Genomic DNA, 18,721 nt, shown 5'->3' with positions numbered 1-18,721 from the left:
AATCGGGGGCCGGATCGTAAGCGACGGAATTAATTTAAGAAATTTTAAAAAAGTCGTTGACGTAAATCCGAAAAACCCTTTTAATGCGCCCCGTTGCCCAGATAGCTCAGTCGGTAGAGCAGGGGATTGAAAATCCCCGTGTCGGCGGTTCGATTCCGTCTCTGGGCACCAAATACCGAAAACCCTGAATCGCAAGATTCAGGGTTTTTTTATGCCTGCGATTTGATCCCGCCTATCTGTCCGCCCCGCAACGCCCTCCTCTCGATACACCTCAAACCCGCCTGTACTGAAAAATACCCAAAATCTGTATCTCTCCCCGTGTAGGAAAATTCGCCAGTATTCCTCCAAGCCTTGGCGAGCCAATGACTGGCTCTACTTTGCGCCCCGCAACACTCTGGGCCTCTGAAGCCCTCAGAGCGCAAAACCTGATTTTTTGAATAGATCGGCGTCCACCGCAAGGTCACTTCCTGTCCAGCTAAAAAATCTAAAAACAAACCCAACAGGCGAACTGCATTTACTGCTTTTCAAACATTCCAGGATGAATGCTGGCGCCCCTGTGCGCCCGGCAAAAGAGCGAAACGGACGACGTATGATCAAGCAACTTATCAATGAAGACAGTTATGTGCAGATTGGCGATCTGTGCAGCGCAACGATCCAGCTGAAAATCGAAGGACTGAATCCTGCCGGATCGATCAAGCTCAAAACCGCACACGCCCTGATCACGGATCTGGAAAACCAGGGCCGGATTCACCATAAGACTCGCCTGGTCGAGTCTTCCTCGGGGAATCTGGGGGTCGCGCTGGCCATGGTTTGCGCCGCCAAGGGTTACAAGTTTGTCTGTGTGATCGACCCGAACATTTCTGCGCCGAACAGAAAACTCATGCAGGCACTGGGTGCCGAAATGATCATGGTCGATCAGCGTGACGAAAACGGCGGCTACCTGAATTCGCGTATCCGTTTGATCGAGCAACTGGTCGCAGAGAACTCCGACTACATCTGGCTCAATCAGTACAAAAACCCGACTAACCCCCTCGCTCACTATCAAGCTACCGCGAAGTCCATCGCCCATAAGTTTCCACACGTGGACTACTTGTTCGTCGGCGCCGGTACCACCGGTACTTTGATGGGCTGCAAGAACTACTTCGCCGAACACCATCCGCACACCAAAGTGATTGCCGTCGATACGGTCGGCTCGGTGACCTTCGGTCTGCCGGGCGGTACGCGGCATATCCCGGGGCTGGGTACCAGCCGTCTGCCGGAGATCTTCGAGCCGTCGGGGATTCACGACTTCGTATCGATCGCCGAGGAACAGACGATCAAGGTCTGCCGCTGGCTGGCGCAACGCTACGGCCTGCTTTTCGGTGGTTCCACCGGCACTGTCCTGGCGGGCATCCAGCAATGGGCGCCGCACATCCGTCCTGACGATGTCGTTGTGGCGATCTCCCCCGACATGGGTGAGCGCTACCTCGAAACCATCTACTCCGATGACTGGGTCACCCAGCGAATCGGCGCAAGCGCTTTGCAATCACTCTTCCCAGAAATCGCTCTGGCACTCTCGGCGTAATCCCCATGACCACACACAACCCGATTCAACCGTTCCATGTCATCCCAGGCGCCGTCGTCAAGGACATCCTCAACGGGCTGCGTCACGCAACCATCGACATGGTCGCCCAGACCTACCTGACCCACGAGCGCGGCGAAACCGTTAACCCGGATAGCTACTTCCTGCGTTTTGCGGCGCAACCGGCGAACCGGATCATTGCCTTGCCGGCGGCGATCGTCGACAGCGAGGGCGATCAGTCCGTCTCCGGGATCAAGTGGATTGCCAGCTATCCCGACAACATCAAGTCGGGCATCCCGCGCGCTTCGGCGGTGCTGATCCTCAACGATCCGGACACCGGCTATCCCTACGCGCTGCTTGAAGGCGCGCTGATCAGTGCCGTGCGCACCGCAGCGTCGGCGGTGCTCGGTGCCTGGTGGCTGAATGGCCAGAGCAAGAGCGCACAGAAACTCTCGATCATTGGCGGCGGGGTGATTTCGCGGAACATCCTTGAGACGTTCATTGCCGATGACTGGTCGTTCGACAGCGTGGGTATTCACGACCTCAACGCAGAGTCAGCGCAAGCGCTATCGTCCTTCGGCAAACAGCTCGGGGTGCCGGATGTACAGCTGTTGTCGCTGGACGAGGCACTGAGCGCCGACATCGTGGTGTTCGCCACCAGTGCCGGCGAACCCTACGTCAACGGCAGCGGCACCTTCCGCCCGGGGCAGATCGTGCTGAACATCTCGCTGCGGGATATCGGCGCAGAGATCATCGAAGAAAGTTACAACTACTTCGACGACGTGACCCATTGCCTGAAAGCCAATACCTCGCCGCATCTGGCCGAGCAAAAGTACGGGCATCGTGATTTCGTTACCGGCACCGTCGGGCAATTGATTCGCGGCGACCTGCAGGTTGCCACGGACAAGCCGCTGATTTATTCGCCGTTCGGCATGGGCATCCTCGATCTGGCAATTGGCCGGATGATCCACGACATCGCGGTCAAGGACGGTTCGGCGGTCGCCATCCCCTCCTTCTTCGGGGAGGAGCGCAGATGGTGAAGGCGCCTCTGCACATCGGCCTGGTGGGCTGCGGCTCACGCGGGCTGTCGATTTTCGAACGCCTGCTGAGCCTTGCTGAAACGCGCCCGGAGCAGCCAGTCGTCATCGATATTCTCGATCCGAATGTGCTCGGAAGCGGCGCGCATTGGCCGGATCAACCGGACTATCTGCTGCTCAACACCGTTGCCGGTCAACTCGGGGTTTTCCCCGACGCAGCAGCCTTCGGAAACCTGGCGGATGCGCGGGAGCGGCCGGGCGCGGATTTCCTGACGTGGTGCCACGAGCAGCGCATCAAGGTCGACGCGGACAGCGGACTGCTCGCCGCCGACGGCCGTGACGTCGAGCCGCAGGACTTTCTGCCGCGCCATTTGCTCGGCGCCTATCTGGCGGACGCCTTCGCGCAAATCCTCGCGACGGCACCGCACTGGGTGAGCGTGAACCTGCATCAGCAGGCCGTCACCGCGGTCGAGCGCAACGCGGGTCAGCAATACCTGCTGCAGACCGCTTCGGGGGCTGCGGTCACCGTGGATCGGCTGATTCTGACGGTCGGCCATACCGGTCGCCTGCGCTCGGCGGATCGCAACCGCGTTGATGATGTCTATCCGCTGCCCGGCAGCCTCGCCACCATCGAGCCCGGCGAAACCGTGCTGGTCGAAGGGCTTGGGCTGGGTGCGATGGACACCCTGGCGGCGCTGACCTCCGGCAGGGGCGGTCGCTACAAGCGCATGGCCGACGGCAGCCACGCCTATCAGCCTTCGGGCCAGGAACCGGTGATCTTTATCCAGTCGCGGGACGGGTTGCCGTTTCGCACCCGACCCAACGGCCTGATTGAATGCCCGCGCCATCGCGCCGTACTGCTGACGAGTGCGCGCATCGAATCCCTGCGGGCAAGCAGCAATAACCGACAGTTGGACTTCGAACAGGACATCCTGCCGCTGATGCTGCTGGAGATGCGTGCGGCGGCCGTCGCCGTCGTGCACAGCCCATCAGCGCCAGAGCAGGTGCTGGAGCGACTCAGGGCCGTCAGCGTTGCTGGCGAACCCGGTGTTGTCGCCTGTGAAGCGTTACTACGCGATTACGAGGCGACTGGTGGTGCGATCGATCCGCAGGCGCTGATCTGGCATGCACTGCCCGACGACGTGCAGCCCTACAACTATCACGCCTGGATCTACGACACCCTCGAAGCCGATTTGCACGAGTCGCGCCTGGGGCGCGGAGGATCGGCGATCAAAGCCGCCATCGAAGTCTGGCGCGATCTGCGTGACCGCCTGCGTGAGGCCGTCGATTTCGACGGGCTGACCGACGCGTCGCATCGGCAGTTCTATGGCCGTTGGCACAAGGCAATCAACCGCCTCGTTGCGGGCCCGCAAAAAGAGCGCCACGCCGACCTGCTCGCCCTGTGTGACGCCGGTCTGCTGACATTTCTCAAGCCCGGCTCGCGCCCTGCGATCAACGACTTCAAACGCGTCGCCGGTTATGTCCAGAGCAGCGGCGTAAGCAACAGCGACTGCGCGCCGGTGCGTGATCTGGCGCGGCTGGGCCTGATCCGCCCGAGAACCGACGAACCAGGCATCGACGGCATCGATGTCGACGCCGCGTGCCACCCGAAATCGAGCGCTGGCGAACCGGTGCGCAACATTTGGGTACTCGGCCCGCTCGCCGAAGGTTCTTGCTACTACAACCACTACGTCACCTCGGCGGGCGCGCCTTCGCGTCTGTTCATGGACGCCCATCGAGCAGCCACTGCCATCCTTGAGACAGGGACTTCAGCATGAAGCTTTTCTACCAGACGCATTCACCCTACGCCCGCAAGGTGCTGGTGCTGGCTCACGAACTCGGCATCGCGTCGAGCCTGGAAGTGATCCACCACGAGACCAGCCCGACGTCGCCAAACGAGATCATCTATAAGGCCAATCCGCTGGGCAAAGTGCCGGTGCTGATCCTGCCTGACGACACGGCGCTGTTCGATTCCATCGTGATCTGTGAATACCTCGACGACCTGAGTGACGGGCCAAAACTCATCCCGGTAAACGGCCCTGAGCGCTACAAGGCGCTGCGCCTGCAAGCATTGGCGCAGGGCATGTGCGATGTCGGCATCAAGCTGCGCTGGGAAGTCGAGCGCCGCCCCGAGGCCTTGCGCTATCCGGCCTACGCCGACGGTCAGGCGTTCAAACTCAAGGAGGCTTACCGCTTCATCGAGGAACACGTCGACCTCAATGGCCCGATCACCCTCGGCCACATCGCCCTGGCGACCGCGCTCGACTGGATCGCCTTTCGCCAACTCTCGGACTTTTCCGCTCAACCACGCCTGACCGAGTGGTATCAGACTTTTTGTGAGCGGGCGTCCATGCGGGCGACTGAGTACAGCGGGCAGACTCACGATTAAGTTAAGGAAAACCGGGTATGAGTTCTCTCTTGTTGCAAATGTCACCGATCGCGCTGGTGATCGCGTTGATCCTGATCGTCCGCCGACCGCCAGTGCAAGCGGCACTGGCCGGCGTAGTGCTGGTGCTCGTGCTGTGGGCCTTGGGCGCAGCCGGGCCTGTGTCGGCGGCAATCAGCACGGCGATCTTTCAGGACACCACCATCCTGTTTCTCAGCACGGCGTGCGTGATCATCCCGGGGCTGGCCTTCGTCATCCTGGTCGAGCGCGGTGGTGCGCCGCAGGCCATCGGCGCCTGGGTCAAAGAACTCGGCTGGACACCGCCGGCGCAGGTCATCTTCATCGTGCTGGGCCTCGCACCGCTGCTTGAAGCGATGACCGGTTTCGGCGTTTCGCTGATCGCAACCGTGCCATTGCTGATGGGGCTGTTCACCCGCCAGTCGGGGATGAAAATCGCCCTCGCCGGGATGGTCATCATGCCTTGGGGCACACTGGGTCTGGCCACCGTGATCGGCGCGCTGTTGGCGCACTTGCCGGCACAAACCCTTGGCAGTCATTCGGCGCTGATCAGTGCGCCAGTGTTCCTCTGCCTGGCGGCGATTGCTCTGTGGCAGGGTGGCATCCGCACGGTTTCGCCGTGGCTTGGACTGATCGTGGTGACGGCGCTGTTCGTCGCGGTGCTGTTTTCCATCAACCTGTGGATCGGCCCGGAAGTCTCCGGTGTGCTGGCCGGTCTGGCGGTGGCTTGCGTCGGCCTGGGGATCTCTTATGCACAACGGAAGAAACTGGTGCGCTGGCCGAACGTAGCCTGGCCCTATCTGGCCTTGCTGGGGGTAATCGTTGCGTCGCGCGGGTTGTTCGTCCTGTCGGGCTGGGATGGGCTGTGGATCATCAAAGGCGAGCATGTTTCGTGGAAGCCATTGGCCTCCCCGGGACTGGCGTTGCTGATCGTCACGCTGTTGATGGCAATCAAGCAAAGCGCCGCCGCAGGTTTCCCGTGGCGAGCGCTGTTCAACCGGGCGAAATTTCCGGTCACGACGATTTTCCTGTTCCTGCTGCTGTCGCAGGTGATGGTCAACGCCGGTTTCCTGGTCGAAGCACAGCGCACACTGCAATCGTTGTCAGGGATTTCCCTGGCGCCAACCATCGCAGTGCTGGCGGGGCTTGCCGGTTACGTCACCGGTTCCAACGTCGGCGGCAACACCCTCGTCATGCCGTCCATCGCCGCGCTGAGCAGCGAACACGGTGCCTGGCTGGCCGCGATGGTCAACAGTGCCGCCGGGCATGGCGCGCTGGGGTCGCTGTCGATCCTGTCGCTGATCACCGGGCTGGCGGGCGCCAATCGGCATGAAGAAAACAACCTGATCCGATTCGCCTTCGGCCTGGTTGCGCTCAACATCGTCATAGTTGCTGCAACGGGGATCGTTTTGCTCTACTTTCTCTGAATTGTTTCGAAACATCACAGAGAACTTATGGACAGGTTTGATCTACCGGACAAGCGCTGGCGGATAGTCAAGGACTGGATTATTCGTCAGATCGACAGCGGTGAATGGGCAGCCGAAGCGAAACTGCCCTCGATCCGTACGCTGGCGCGAATGTTTGAAACCAGCATCACCACCGTTCAGCGCGCGTTGGCGGATCTGGAAGCCGATGCTTACGTTTCGACCAAACCGCGCATCGGCTACTTCGTCTCAGCCTCCGGACAAGCAAAACCCGCCAGGGGTTTTGACTTCTCCAGTGTCACCGTCAACGTCAATCATGCGGTGGTCGCGATGCTCTCCCAAGCGGCCTCGCGCACCACCGCGTCGTTGAATTCAGCGGTGTTGCACAGCGACCTCACACCCAACGTGCTGCTCAACAAGTGCCTGTCGGTATTGGCTGGCAAAGCTGACAACTCGCTGACCGGACTGGTCGCACCGCCCGGTCTGCCGGCACTGCGACGACGCATCGCCGGGCTGATGCTGACCCGCGGCGTGGTCTGCGGGCCGGACGATATTCTGGTGACGTCGGGCGACACCATTGCTCTGGAGCTGGCACTTGAAGCCGTCGCATCGAAAGGCGCTACGGTCGCCATCGAAACGCCGACTTATTACGGCATCCTGCAGACCATCGAACGCTTGGGCATGCGCGCCTTGCCCATCCGCACGCACGGCAAACTCGGTCTCGATGTCGATCACCTCGAAGAAGCGTTGAAGCTGAAAAAGGTCGCGGTGATCTTTCTCAACCCAACCCTGCAGAACCCGCGAGGTTTCATCATGCCCGACGAGACTCGCGCACGGCTGTCACAGATCGCGCGCGAAGCGGACGTGCCGATTATCGAGGACGACATCTTCTTCGACCTGGTGCCGGAAGGCGATCGCCCCCGCGCCATCAAGAGCTACGACACCAGCGGGCAGACGATTTACTGCTCGTCGTTCTCCAAGACCATCGCGCCGGGTTATCGCGTCGGCTGGTGTCTGGCTGGCAAGTACCGCAATGCCATTCTGGCGCAAATGTTTTCGCGCAATCTGGCGGTTTCCAGCCTTGCGCAAAATGTCCTCAACGAATTTATCGGGCGCGGCTACATGGAAGAGCACTGCGCCAGACTCCGCTCGCAACTGTCTTCGCTGGCCAGTTTTGTCGAAGCGTTGGTGCGTACGGATTTCCCTGCGGGCACCGTGTACGTGCCGCCGCGTGGAGGGTTCATCCACTGGATTGAACTGCCGCTACACACCGACATGTCGGCATTGCAGGATTTAGCCAGCGAACGCGGCTGCCACGTGGCCGGCAACGGCATCTTCTTCGCCGACGGGCATGCAACCACGGGTGTGCGCATCTGCCTTGGCACTGCGTTGACTCCGGGAGTGATCGAGATCCTCAAGGTGATTGCCGAATGCGCACACCTCGCCGGGCGACCCTCTGACGGACGGCAAAACCTGACTGAGCAACATCAAGAGACCGCCGTTTCCTGAGCGCAAAAGGACGTTTGCAGTAACACTTCATGAATCAGAAAAGAACCCGCATTCCCCTGCCCCATCCGCCGCCGTATCGCCAGAGCCGGACAACCTTCTGGCTGACCGTGCTCGTCGGCGTACTGATTGCCTTCGCCCTCTGTGCATCGATCTACATATTGATCGACAGCTGGATCAGCGGCGCCATCACCACCACCAACCGCGGCCCCAAGCACACTTATCACCTGGCTGTGCAACCACGACGGTTCTGGATCGAGTTTGTCTCACAAAGCCTAGGAACCGTGTTTCTGCTGGCTGCCGGGGTGTTCGGCCTATGGATTTATCGCAAAGTGCACGAGCCGGTGGAGAAGCCCAAAGGCAAGCGCATACGACGATAATCGGGTGAGCGGTTTCAGAGCGTGTTGACGTAGTCGATGGGCAACAGAACGGTATCCACGGCGGCATCTACCGGTAGCGATACAACAGTAATCAAAGGGCAAACGATCGTGACATAACAGATCACCGCTGTTGGCTTGCCGTCGTCACCCCTCACGCCGAGCAGGCGTAAATTACCGTCGACACCCTTGTAGTAAGGCTCTGGCGAGGCGCCACTCAAGCGCCCCGTCATCGTTCCACAACCGGCCAACAGCGCAACAAGGCTCGCCACGGAGCCAAAAAGCAAAATCCCTTTCAATTCCAACATCCTTCTGACCGTAAAGCGTGAGGGCCGCGATTGTACGCACAATCAACCGCGCCCTCCGCGCCTGGCACCCGTGATTAATCGCTGTCGCTCCAGTGAAACACCAGATTGCGCGCAGTACCGTTTGCAACATCGGCCACATCGCGCCGCACCTCTCCCTTGCGTGTGGCAACCACGGTGTATTTGCCGGTCGGCAATTTTACGTACAGCAACGGGCCGGTCTGATTGAAAACCAGCAGATTTTGTCCTGCAGCATTTACAATCGTCACATCGACGTCGGAGGTGTACTCGTTCTGCATGCCCACCGAAAAGGTCATGTGCAGGTTGTAGCCGACGGTTTGCTGGATGGCTTTTGCTTCATCCTCGCCGACCCCGCCGGCCAGATAGCTGATACCGTTTTGTTGCTGCTGTTGAACTTGCACGCCTGCGCTGTCGACGGGCTCAAGACTGGCGGCTTGCGCCGTCGCGGCAAATAACAATGCAGCAACCGCGACGACAGGCAGCAGGCAGGAAAGGACACGTTTCATGATGGCGACTCCCGGGCTCTGACAGAACCCAATCGTTACCCTGTATTGGATTCAGTGCGGGAGGTTGACGTTTCAGAATGATTCGAACTTGGGGTGTGTACGAAATGGACTACAGACCAAAACCAGCAAAAGCGTCCCTGCCAGCAACTTCCTGCGACACCCATCCCGTCTTCCTGCTGGCTTCGCAGGCTCGGCCGACATCCTTCGCAAGCGGTTCTCGGCATGCTGACGCTTCTGTTTTCAATGATGCGGAAAATTCGATGAGCCAGCTGAAACCTGCTGACCTGCAAGACCCGAAAATCGATTCATTGCTGGGCGATCTTGGCGAACTGATCCGTCAGGCACGGCAAAAAGTGCTGCGAGTGGTCGATACGATTCAGGTTCAGACCTGCTGGCAGATTGGCCGGCATATTGTTGAGTTTGAACAGGAAGGAACTAAACGAGCGGGATACGGCAAGCGACTGTTGACCCTGTTGGCGCACGAACTGAAGGCTCAGTTCGGAAAAGGCTTTGATGAGCGAAATCTGCGCTACATGCGCAGCTTTTATCAGCTTTTCCCAATTTGGAGCGCAGTGCGTTCCGAATTGAGTTGGACCCACTATCGCAGGTTGCTCAGAGTCAATAGTGACAAATCACGCAAGTGGTATATGGATGAATGCGCCGCCCTCAACTGGTCAAGCCGAGCCCTCGACCGCCAGATCAATACGCTCTACTACGAGCGCCTGCTGATGAGTCGGGACAAGGCAGGCGTGATCGAGGAAGCTACCACCAACATCGCTGCACTGAACTGCAATCCACGCGAGTTCATTCGCGACCCCGTCATTCTCGAGTTTCTCGGCCTGCCATCGCCGGGAAAAGTCAATGAAACGGGCCTTGAGCAAGCGCTCATTGATCACCTGCAAAGTTTTTTGCTCGAACTGGGCAAAGGTTTCTCGTTTGTCGCGCGCCAGCAACGAATCAGTACCGATGGCGTAGACCTGTACATCGATCTGGTGTTTTACAACTATCTACTCAAATGCTTTGTGATCATTGACCTTAAGCGCGGCAAGCTCAGCGCACGCGATGTCGGGCAAATGGACATGTACGTACGCATGTACGACGAACTCAAGCGAAGTGAAGGCGACAAACCGACGGTCGGAATTATCTTGTGCGCAGAAAATAGCGAATCTGTCGCGCGCTACTCAATACTCAAAGGCAACGAGCAGCTGTTCGCCAGCAGCTATAAAACAGTGCTACCAAGTGAGGAAGAACTTCGCGCAGAGCTGAATCGAGAACAGGCATTGATCGAGGATCGCTTGCTTACCGAATCTATCGAGTAAGCGCTGCGGATTGTCCCTTTAAGGTGCTGCGGCTATTGTTGGCAGCTACCCGCGAAGGTCGAGCGCCATGAGCTTTCAGGACACGCCCCCATTGCCAGCTGTGCAGCGCAAGCCGCCATTGGCTGCCGAGTTGCAAAGTGAACCCTTCAAGGAAACAGCCGCCGACGGTTTTGTCCTTGGCGGTTTCACCTGGCGCCATGCCCTGCCCGACCTTCAGCGCCCGGTGGTGATCATCAACGCCGCCACGTCAGTGCGCTGTCGCCATTACTCGCGTTTCGCGGCCTATCTGTTCGCCAATGGTTTCGACGTGATCATCTTCGACTACCGTGGCATCGGCGAATCTCGACCCGACTCAATGAAAGGCCTTGAGGCCTCGTGGACAGACTGGGGCGCGCTGGATTTCGAGGCGATGCTCAAACGCGCACAACGGCAATTTCCCGGTCAGCCGATCGATGTGGTCGGCCACAGTTTTGGTGGCTGCGCCGCTGGCCTCGGTGAGTCGGGAAAGGTTATCCGACGGCTGGTCACCGTCGGTGCGCAGTTCGCCTACTGGCGCGATTACGCCCCCGAACAGCGCTGGCGAATGTTCGGCAAATGGCATGTGTTGATGCCACTGCTGACGCTGGTCTGCGGTTACTTCCCGGGCAAACGTCTTGGCTGGCTGGAAGATACGCCGGCCGGTGTAGTGCGCGACTGGAGCACGCCTGCAGCGCGTTACGAACAGCGCGCCAGTGGTCGCGCGTTGATGAAAAAGAGCGGCGCCCTGCCCTTCGCCAACGTCCGCGCACAGACACTGGCGATCAGCATCAGCGACGATCCCTACGGCACCCTTCCTGCCATCGAACGCCTGCTCGACTACCTCAGTAACGCTACGAAAACCCACTTGCGCATCGAACCGCAGGACATCAACGAACAACAAGTCGGACATTTCGCCTTTTTTCGCAGCGCATACCAAGCCACACTATGGCCCATCGCTCTGACCTGGCTGCAAACCGGAGAACTGGCCCCCGATACTCCCGGGCGGCAAGTGCCGCGCAGCTGAGCCCCTCTCAACGCACGACGGAACACATCATGGCCTCCGCCAACAAGCAGCAAAAACGCGCCACCCGGGCCAAAGCCAAGGCCAAACAGAACCGCACCAAACGCGCCGAAGCGCCGGTCGAGCTGGACCCGAACGATGATCGCATCGACTTCGAATCGGTGGACCTGACCGAACTGTTCAAGAAAATGATCGACGCCGAGAAGATCAGCCAGCAAGCGCTGTGCACCGCGTTCCTCGAAGACCCGCTGCTGGAACTGGTCTACGAGCAGGAAGGCGAAGAAGGCGCGATGGATTTCATCCTCGCCGCGCTGATCGAGTATCGCCAGTGGTCGCAGGAAACCGACGAGGCCGGCGCGCTGGCGTGGATCGAATCCCCGGCCTTCCAGGCCGACTATGTGGCGGCGTCCGACGCGATCGCCGCGCAAACCCAACAGAAGAACTGAGTTCCCATGGCATCCCTGAACAAGCAACAGAAACGCGCCAAACGCGCCAAGGCCAAAGCCAAGCAAATCCGTATGGTCGGCCGCAAGCCGCTGGAACAGGACGAAGACCTCGACCACCTCGCCGAGCCGATCCCGGAATACACCCTGGCGATGTTCAGCAAAATGCGCGACGCCGAAGCCGTCAGCCGCAACGAAATGCTGCTGACCCTGCTGCGCGAACTGGCGTTCGTCATCGTTGACCATCCAGAGCTGCTGGACATGGAAAACGCCGACAACGAAGGCATGGCCGCCACCCACCTGGCCGCCGACATGCTGATCGACTACCGCATGTGGTCCGAAGGCGTAACGATCGAAGAAGCCCAGGCCTGGCTGAGCGAACCGCAGTTCATCACCGATTTCGGGGTTGCGCTGGATGCGTATGGCAAGTCGGTGGAAACGCAGGAAGACAAGAGCGAATAAACAACGCTCACAAACAAAAACGGCCGCTAGTCATCACTGACAGCGGCCGTTTTGCATTACGCGTAACGGATCAGTTCAACACCACCGCGCCACGTTTTTCCAGCTTGCGACGGCGTGCCACCAACAGACCGGCAGCCACCACCATCAGACTCAGCAAACCAGTCGCGAGGATCTCCACGCGATGCGCTTCCTGGAACAGCATGATGGTCAGGGCTGCGACGATGAAGATGATCACCGCGTAGGTCAGGCCCGGGAACAGCCACATGCTGAAGACGATTTTCTCGCCGCGCGCCATGCGTTGTTTACGCATACGCAGTTGCGAGAAAGCGATCACCAGGTACACCAGCAGTGCGATCGCACCGGAGCTGGCCAGCAGGAATTCGAACACCGCCGCCGGGGCCACGTAGTTGGCGAAGGTGCACAGGAACGCAGCGCCGGTGGACAGCATGACCGCCCAGTAAGGTGTGCCGCTTTTGTTCACCCGTGTCGCCATGGCCGGTGCATCGCCACGCTTGCCGAGGGAGAAGAGCATGCGCGACGAGGTGTACAGCGCCGAGTTCAGGCAGCTGGTCACCGCGACCAGTACCACGATGTCGACGATCATCTTGGCGTTCGGGATGCCCATGCGCTCAAGCACAGTCTGGTAGGAACCGAGATTGGCCAGCGTAGGATCGTTCCACGGCACCAAGGCCACAACGATGAAGATCGACACGAGATAGAACAGGCCGATCCGCCAGATCACCGAGTTGGTGGCCTTGGAGATTTGCTTGCCCGGGTTCTTCGATTCCGCAGCCGCAATGGTGACGATTTCGGTACCCATGAAGGAGAACATGGTGGTCAGGATCGCACCCAGTACCGCGCCCATGCCGTTGGGCAGGAAGCCGCCGCTGTCGAACAGGTGCGAAACGCCGCTGACCTGGCTGTTCGGCAGAAAGCCGAAGATCGCCGCAAGGCCGAGGATGATGAAGCCGATGATTGCCAGCACTTTGATCAGCGCGAACCAGAATTCGAACTCGCCGTAATTCTTTACGCTGAACAGGTTGGTGACGGTCAACAACAAGGTGATGACCAGCGCGAATGCCCAGATGCCGACATCAGGGAACCACGCATGGAGAATGGTTGCGGCGGCGTTGGCTTCCAGTGGAATCACCAAGACCCAGAACCACCAGTACAGCCAGCCGATGGTGAAACCGGCCCAGTGCCCGATGGCACGGTCGGCGTACGTCGAGAAGGAGCCCGTGTCCGGCGAGGCAACGGCCATTTCGCCGAGCATGCGCATCACTAAAACCACCAGGGTACCGGCGGCGGCGTAGGCCAGCAGCACGGCAGGGCCGGCGGCTGCGATGGCGTGGCCGGAGCCAACGAACAGACCGGCGCCGATTACACCGGCGATCGACAACATGGTCACATGACGCGGTTTGAGCCCCTGTTCGAGGCCATTGGAGCTTGGGGTACTGCTCATCGAAACTACCTTTGCGAGGAAAGCGATTGCGTCCGGCCCGTCTGGCATTTTCTTTCTCGTAAAAAGAAACCAACGGGGCGTTCCGTATTCTGCACGCAATAAATGCGCCAAAATGTTTCAAACTCTTCAGGGCTGCGGTTTTGCGCGAGACCGGACAGTAATCGCAAGTCCTTGGATTTAATGGCAATCCGCCAGAGCGTTACCCTGCGACTCACTTTTCAAACGAAACAGCGCACCAGAAACACACCGAAAAAGTGTGGGATGCACAATAAAAGGGCGATTCAGGAACGTTCGGCCGGATAGCGCTTCCAACACCCCGCCAAAGCTGGCAACATCGCGCCTTTTTTTACGCGACACCCACGGGTTTGCACGATCAAACACCCGTTCGGTTGTTGATGGGGCGACAGTCTGCTGTGCCGATGCGACAACCTGCCACATGCCACCCGTTAACCGCTCGTAGCGCTGTTGGCTGCCATTGAAACGCTATGCTAGCTTGGCCGCCTCGCCAGGAAGGCCATCCAACAGCTGGAGCGCAACATATATGAGGAACGCACATGGCTGAGGCCACGCCCGCGCTTGAAATCCGCAACTTGCACAAACGCTACGGACAGCTTGAGGTACTCAAAGGTATCTCGCTGACCGCCCGCGACGGCGATGTGATCTCGATCCTCGGTTCCTCCGGTTCCGGCAAGTCCACGTTCCTCCGTTGCATCAACCTGCTGGAAAATCCACATCAGGGCCAGATTCTGGTGGCCGGCGAAGAACTCAAGCTCAAATCCGCCAAAAATGGCGAACTGATTGCCGCCGACGGCAAACAGATCAACCGCCTGCGTTCCGAGATTGGTTTTGTGTTTCAAAACTTTAATCTGTGGCCGCACATGAGCATCCTCGACAACATCATCGAGGCACCGCGTCGCGTGCTCGGCCAGAGCAAGGCCGAAGCCATCGAAGTCGCCGAAGCGCTGCTGGCCAAGGTCGGCATCGCCGACAAGCGCCATGCCTACCCGGCGCAACTGTCCGGTGGCCAGCAACAACGCGCGGCGATTGCCCGCACGCTGGCGATGCAACCGAAGGTGATCCTGTTCGATGAACCCACCTCGGCGCTTGACCCGGAAATGGTTCAGGAAGTACTTAGTGTCATCCGCGCATTGGCCGAAGAAGGCCGTACCATGCTGCTCGTGACCCACGAAATGGGTTTCGCCCGTCAGGTCTCCAGCGAAGTGGTGTTCCTTCATCAGGGCCTTATAGAAGAGCAAGGATCGCCTCAGCAGGTGTTCGAAAACCCGCTTTCGGCGCGCTGCAAACAATTCATGTCCAGCAACCGCTAACGGAGCAACATGCATGCAGAATTTTAAAAAGGTCTTCCTGGCCGCCGCCGTCACCCTGGCGTTCAGCGCCGGTGCCATGGCCGAAACACTGAAGATGGGCATCGAAGCGGCTTACCCGCCGTTCAACAACAAAGACGCCAGCGGCAACGTGGTCGGCTTCGACAAAGACATCGGCGACGCCCTCTGCGCGAAGATGAAAGTCGAGTGCACCGTGGTCACTTCCGACTGGGACGGCATCATCCCGGCCCTGAACGCGAAGAAGTTCGACTTCCTGATCTCCTCGCTGTCGATCACCGACGAGCGCAAAGGCGCGGTCGACTTCACCGACCCGTACTACTCGAACAAGCTGCAGTTCATCGCACCGAAAAACGTCGACTTCAAAACCGACAAGGACTCGCTGAAAGGCAAGACCATCGGTACCCAGCGTGCCACTCTGGCCGGTACCTGGCTGGAAGACACCTACGCCGATGACATCAAGGTCAGCCTCTACGACACCCAGGAAAACGCCTACCTTGACCTGACGTCCGGTCGTGTCGACGCGATCCTCGCCGACAAGTACGCCAACTACGACTGGCTGAAAAGCGACGCCGGCAAGAACTACGAGTTCAAGGGCGACCCGGTTGTAGAAAGCGACAAGATCGGCATCGCTGTGCGCAAGGGTGACAACGAACTGCGCAACAAGCTGAACGCTGCCCTGAAGGAAATCGTCGCCGACGGTACCTACAAGAAGATCAACGACAAGTACTTCCCGTTCAGCATCTATTGATCCTGACCTGTGGGACTGGCGCCGTGATTCGACGGCGCCGGCTCCCGACTTTGCCTGCCGCAATTTGAACAGAATTCCATGATTATCGACCTCTACGGATTCGGCCCGGCCCTCGCTGCCGGCGCGCTGATGACCGTCCAACTGGCTCTCACCGCCCTATGCCTGGGACTGGTGCTCGGCCTGCTCGGCGCCTTGGCCAAGACTTCCCCGTACAAGCCGCTGCAATGGCTTGGCGGCACGTATTCGACCCTCGTGCGTGGCGTCCCGGAATTGCTCTGGGTACTGTTGATCTACTTCGGTACGGTCAACCTGATGCGCGCCCTCGGTGAGTACTTCGGCAACCCCGACCTGCAACTCAACGCCTTCGCCGCCGGTGTGATCGCCCTCGGCCTGTGCTTCGGCGCCTACGCCACGGAAGTGTTTCGCGGCGCGATCCTCGCCATTCCCAAAGGCCACCGTGAGGCCGGCCAGGCCCTGGGCCTGTCGAAATGGCGGATCTTCACCCGGTTGATCATGCCGCAGATGTGGCGTATCGCCCTGCCCGGCCTGGGCAATCTGTTCATGATCCTGATGAAAGACACCGCGCTGGTCTCGGTGATCGGTCTGGAAGAAATCATGCGTCACGCGCAAATCGGCGTAACCGTGTCGAAACAACCGTTCACCTTCTATATGGTCGCCGCGATCATGTACCTGGGCCTGACCGTGCTGGCCATGACCGGCATGCACTTCCTGGAAAAACGCGCCGCTCGCGGCTTTGCGAGGAGCGCTTAATGAACTGGGAAGTCATTATCAAATGGCTGCCGAAACTGGCGCAGGGCGCGACCCTCACGCTGGAACTGGTCGCCATCGCCGTGATTGCCGGCCTGCTGCTGGCGATTCCGCTGGGCATCGCCCGTTCTTCGAAGCTGTGGTACGTGCGTTCGCTGCCTTACGCTTACATCTTCTTTTTCCGTGGTACGCCGCTGCTGGTTCAGCTGTTCCTGGTTTATTACGGCCTAGCGCAGTTCGACGCGGTGCGTGAAAGCGCGTTGTGGCCGTACCTGCGCGATCCGTTCTGGTGCGCGACTGTGACCATGACGTTGCACACGGCGGCGTACATCGCCGAGATCCTGCGCGGTGCGATCCAGGCGATTCCGCCAGGCGAGATTGAAGCGGCGCGGGCCTTGGGCATGTCCAAGCCCAAAGCGATGTTCTACATCATCCTCCCGCGTGCGGCGCGCATCGGCCTGCCGGCCTACAGCAACGAAGTGATCCTGATGCTCAAGGCCAGCGCGCTGGCCAGCACCGTGACTCTGCTGGAACTGACCGGCATGGCGCGCACGATCATCGCTCGCACCTATCTGCCGGTGGAGATCTTCTTCGCGGCAGGCGTGTTCTATCTGCTGATGGCTTACGTGCTTGTACGCGGCTTCAAGCTGCTGGAGCGCTGGCTGCGCGTCGATGCCTGCCAAGGGCGTTGATCCTTCCTACGTGCTGACGGGCGAGGACCTACTCGCCCGCTTCACAGCGCTGGATGCTTTTTTGATTGAGCATCAGGCGCTGTGGAAACCTCGACCGTTCACTCATCTTTCGCTTGCTTGGGAAGCGTCCTACCCGGAACTGGCCTTGTGGCTACGCGGGCGGTCGCTGGAAGAGGCGGAAAACGCTCATAACCAACCTGCTGATCTTGTTGATGCGCCGGAGCCGTTTGCTTCATTGGCGGCGTTATCGGCTGAGCTGAGCGCTGTTGGTGAGTTGCCGGGGCATCCATTGGAAGCTGCGGGCCATCGACTGAATGTCGATGTGCCGGGACGCAAGTGGCAGCAGATCGAGGCGTTTGCCAGTCGTTTATCCTTTGCCGCGCAGCCGACGCACTGGCTGGATTGGTGCTCTGGTAAGGGGCACTTGGGTCGGCGCTTGTTGGGCTCGGGTCAGCAACTGACTTGCGTTGAATACGATCCGCTATTGGTCGCCAGCGGACAGGCATTGAGTCAGCGTCATCAGTTGCACGCTTTGCATGTGGAACAGGACGTACTGGCGGCGAACGCCTCTGCCGTGTTGAGCGCGAATCACACACCCGTCGCCCTCCACGCCTGCGGTGATTTGCATGTGCGCCTGATGCAACTGGCCAGTGCTGCCGGGTGCCAACAAATGGCGATCGCGCCCTGCTGCTACAACCGCATCAGTCGTGGCGAATATCATGCATTGTCTTCGGCCGGTTCGAGATCGCTCCTACAACTCTCGGTGGAAGATCTGGCACTGCCGATGAGCGAAACCGTCACCGCCGGTGCTCGCGTCCGACGTCAGCGTGACACCTCGATGGCCCGTCGTCTGGCCTTTGACCTACTGCAACGGCAAGTGCGCGGCGTCGACGAATACCTGCCGACGCCCTCCCTGCCCAGTGCCTGGCTGGAAAAACCGTTTGCCGATTACTGTCGAGATCTGGCTGCGCTCAAAGAGTTATCCACAATCGGTGCGCCAGATTGGCCCGCACTCGAAGCAGCCGGTTGGCAGCGATTGGCCGAAGTTCGCAATCTGGAATTGCTTCGCGGATTGTTCCGACGGCCATTGGAGCTTTGGCTGAATCTGGATCGGGCGCTTTTCCTCGTCGAACAGGGCTACGTCGTACGCCTCGGCAGCTTCTGCGAAACAGCCCTCACACCACGTAACCTGCTGCTGTTAGCCGAACGCGAATAAAACATCGACTACCTGTGGATAACTCTGTTGATGAATTCTTCGTGGATCCAATATCCATGCCTGTTTCGAGCCTTTAACAGTGCTG

Annotated in this window: 19 protein-coding genes and 1 tRNA gene; 17 read left to right on the top strand and 3 right to left on the bottom strand. The window is 59.4% G+C overall.

All coding sequences use genetic code 11. The features are described 5' to 3' along the window. Window positions 1–95 precede the first annotated feature (95 nt). The 8 genes from HU754_RS02700 (at window position 96) to HU754_RS02670 (ending at window position 8,312) form a co-directional block, all read left to right on the top strand. Window positions 96–171, top strand: a tRNA-Phe gene (locus HU754_RS02700). Window positions 172–589: 418 nt separating this feature from the next. After that, window positions 590–1,564 carry a 2,3-diaminopropionate biosynthesis protein SbnA gene (gene sbnA, locus HU754_RS29655; RefSeq protein WP_367617439.1) on the top strand — a complete coding sequence of 325 codons (975 nt, stop codon included), beginning with the start codon at window positions 590–592 and terminating at the stop codon, window positions 1,562–1,564. A 5-nt stretch (window positions 1,565–1,569) separates the two neighbouring features. After that, window positions 1,570–2,601, top strand: coding sequence for a 2,3-diaminopropionate biosynthesis protein SbnB (gene sbnB / locus HU754_RS29650; protein ID WP_367617438.1), 1,032 nt, complete (start codon window positions 1,570–1,572; stop codon window positions 2,599–2,601). Continuing rightward, window positions 2,595–4,376: an FAD/NAD(P)-binding protein gene (locus tag HU754_RS02690; protein WP_095047157.1), complete on the top strand. Its 1,782-nt coding sequence runs from the start codon at window positions 2,595–2,597 to the stop codon at window positions 4,374–4,376. The genes sbnB and HU754_RS02690 overlap by 7 nt, the downstream gene beginning before the upstream one ends. Further along, entirely contained in the window at window positions 4,373–4,987 is a 615-nt protein-coding gene (locus HU754_RS02685) for a glutathione S-transferase family protein (protein WP_186620708.1), read from the top strand. Before HU754_RS02690 ends, HU754_RS02685 begins: the two co-directional genes overlap by 4 nt. Before the next feature lie 17 nt (window positions 4,988–5,004). After that, window positions 5,005–6,429 carry an L-lactate permease gene (locus HU754_RS02680; RefSeq protein ID WP_186620709.1) on the top strand — a complete coding sequence of 475 codons (1,425 nt, stop codon included), beginning with the start codon at window positions 5,005–5,007 and terminating at the stop codon, window positions 6,427–6,429. A gap of 27 nt (window positions 6,430–6,456) precedes the next feature. Beyond that, the gene (locus tag HU754_RS02675) at window positions 6,457–7,935 is read left to right on the top strand and encodes an aminotransferase-like domain-containing protein (RefSeq protein ID WP_186620710.1); all 1,479 of its coding nucleotides are present in this window, start codon (window positions 6,457–6,459) and stop codon (window positions 7,933–7,935) included. Window positions 7,936–7,964: 29 nt separating this feature from the next. After that, window positions 7,965–8,312, top strand: a complete 348-nt coding sequence (locus HU754_RS02670) for a hypothetical protein (RefSeq protein WP_186620711.1) — start codon at window positions 7,965–7,967, stop codon at window positions 8,310–8,312. Between the two features lie 14 nt (window positions 8,313–8,326). On the opposite strand, the gene HU754_RS02665 is transcribed toward HU754_RS02670, so the two are convergent. Both HU754_RS02665 and HU754_RS02660 read right to left on the bottom strand, forming a co-directional pair. Then, window positions 8,327–8,617, bottom strand: coding sequence for a YceK/YidQ family lipoprotein (locus HU754_RS02665; RefSeq protein ID WP_186620712.1), 291 nt, complete (start codon window positions 8,615–8,617; stop codon window positions 8,327–8,329). 74 nt (window positions 8,618–8,691) lie between these two features. Beyond that, window positions 8,692–9,141 carry a carboxypeptidase regulatory-like domain-containing protein gene (locus tag HU754_RS02660; protein ID WP_186620713.1) on the bottom strand — a complete coding sequence of 150 codons (450 nt, stop codon included), beginning with the start codon at window positions 9,139–9,141 and terminating at the stop codon, window positions 8,692–8,694. Between the two features lie 260 nt (window positions 9,142–9,401). Between HU754_RS02660 and HU754_RS02655 the strand changes: the two genes are divergently transcribed. From HU754_RS02655 to HU754_RS02640, 4 genes are all read left to right on the top strand, one after another. Continuing rightward, window positions 9,402–10,460: a PDDEXK nuclease domain-containing protein gene (locus tag HU754_RS02655; RefSeq protein WP_186620865.1), complete on the top strand. Its 1,059-nt coding sequence runs from the start codon at window positions 9,402–9,404 to the stop codon at window positions 10,458–10,460. A 67-nt stretch (window positions 10,461–10,527) separates the two neighbouring features. After that, window positions 10,528–11,502 carry an alpha/beta hydrolase family protein gene (locus tag HU754_RS02650; RefSeq protein WP_186620714.1) on the top strand — a complete coding sequence of 325 codons (975 nt, stop codon included), beginning with the start codon at window positions 10,528–10,530 and terminating at the stop codon, window positions 11,500–11,502. A 29-nt stretch (window positions 11,503–11,531) separates the two neighbouring features. Beyond that, window positions 11,532–11,945: a hypothetical protein gene (locus tag HU754_RS02645; protein ID WP_008080543.1), complete on the top strand. Its 414-nt coding sequence runs from the start codon at window positions 11,532–11,534 to the stop codon at window positions 11,943–11,945. A 6-nt stretch (window positions 11,946–11,951) separates the two neighbouring features. Beyond that, window positions 11,952–12,404 (top strand): hypothetical protein, encoded by a 453-nt coding sequence (locus tag HU754_RS02640; protein ID WP_186620716.1) that lies wholly within the window; start codon window positions 11,952–11,954, stop codon window positions 12,402–12,404. A 70-nt stretch (window positions 12,405–12,474) separates the two neighbouring features. On the opposite strand, the gene gabP is transcribed toward HU754_RS02640, so the two are convergent. Beyond that, a complete protein-coding gene (gene gabP, locus HU754_RS02635) occupies window positions 12,475–13,866 on the bottom strand; it encodes a GABA permease (protein WP_007909168.1) in 1,392 nt (463 codons plus the stop codon). Between the two features lie 554 nt (window positions 13,867–14,420). Here gabP and HU754_RS02630 point away from each other — a divergent pair. The 5 genes from HU754_RS02630 (at window position 14,421) to HU754_RS02610 (ending at window position 18,636) form a co-directional block, all read left to right on the top strand. Next, window positions 14,421–15,194 carry an ABC transporter ATP-binding protein gene (locus HU754_RS02630; RefSeq protein ID WP_093430016.1) on the top strand — a complete coding sequence of 258 codons (774 nt, stop codon included), beginning with the start codon at window positions 14,421–14,423 and terminating at the stop codon, window positions 15,192–15,194. A 13-nt stretch (window positions 15,195–15,207) separates the two neighbouring features. Next, window positions 15,208–15,960 carry an ABC transporter substrate-binding protein gene (locus HU754_RS02625; protein WP_186620718.1) on the top strand — a complete coding sequence of 251 codons (753 nt, stop codon included), beginning with the start codon at window positions 15,208–15,210 and terminating at the stop codon, window positions 15,958–15,960. A gap of 78 nt (window positions 15,961–16,038) precedes the next feature. Next, window positions 16,039–16,731, top strand: coding sequence for an ABC transporter permease (locus HU754_RS02620; protein ID WP_034153034.1), 693 nt, complete (start codon window positions 16,039–16,041; stop codon window positions 16,729–16,731). Continuing rightward, a complete protein-coding gene (locus HU754_RS02615) occupies window positions 16,731–17,420 on the top strand; it encodes an ABC transporter permease (RefSeq protein ID WP_007909164.1) in 690 nt (229 codons plus the stop codon). Before HU754_RS02620 ends, HU754_RS02615 begins: the two co-directional genes overlap by 1 nt. Beyond that, window positions 17,401–18,636 (top strand): methyltransferase, encoded by a 1,236-nt coding sequence (locus HU754_RS02610; RefSeq protein WP_186620720.1) that lies wholly within the window; start codon window positions 17,401–17,403, stop codon window positions 18,634–18,636. Before HU754_RS02615 ends, HU754_RS02610 begins: the two co-directional genes overlap by 20 nt. Window positions 18,637–18,721 lie beyond the last annotated feature (85 nt).

The organism is Pseudomonas zeae (assembly GCF_014268485.2).
GTDB classification, from domain to species: domain Bacteria; phylum Pseudomonadota; class Gammaproteobacteria; order Pseudomonadales; family Pseudomonadaceae; genus Aquipseudomonas; species Aquipseudomonas neuropathica.
The sequence above is the reverse complement of the archived record's forward strand: the minus strand, read 5'-3'. Positions and strand labels throughout refer to the sequence as shown.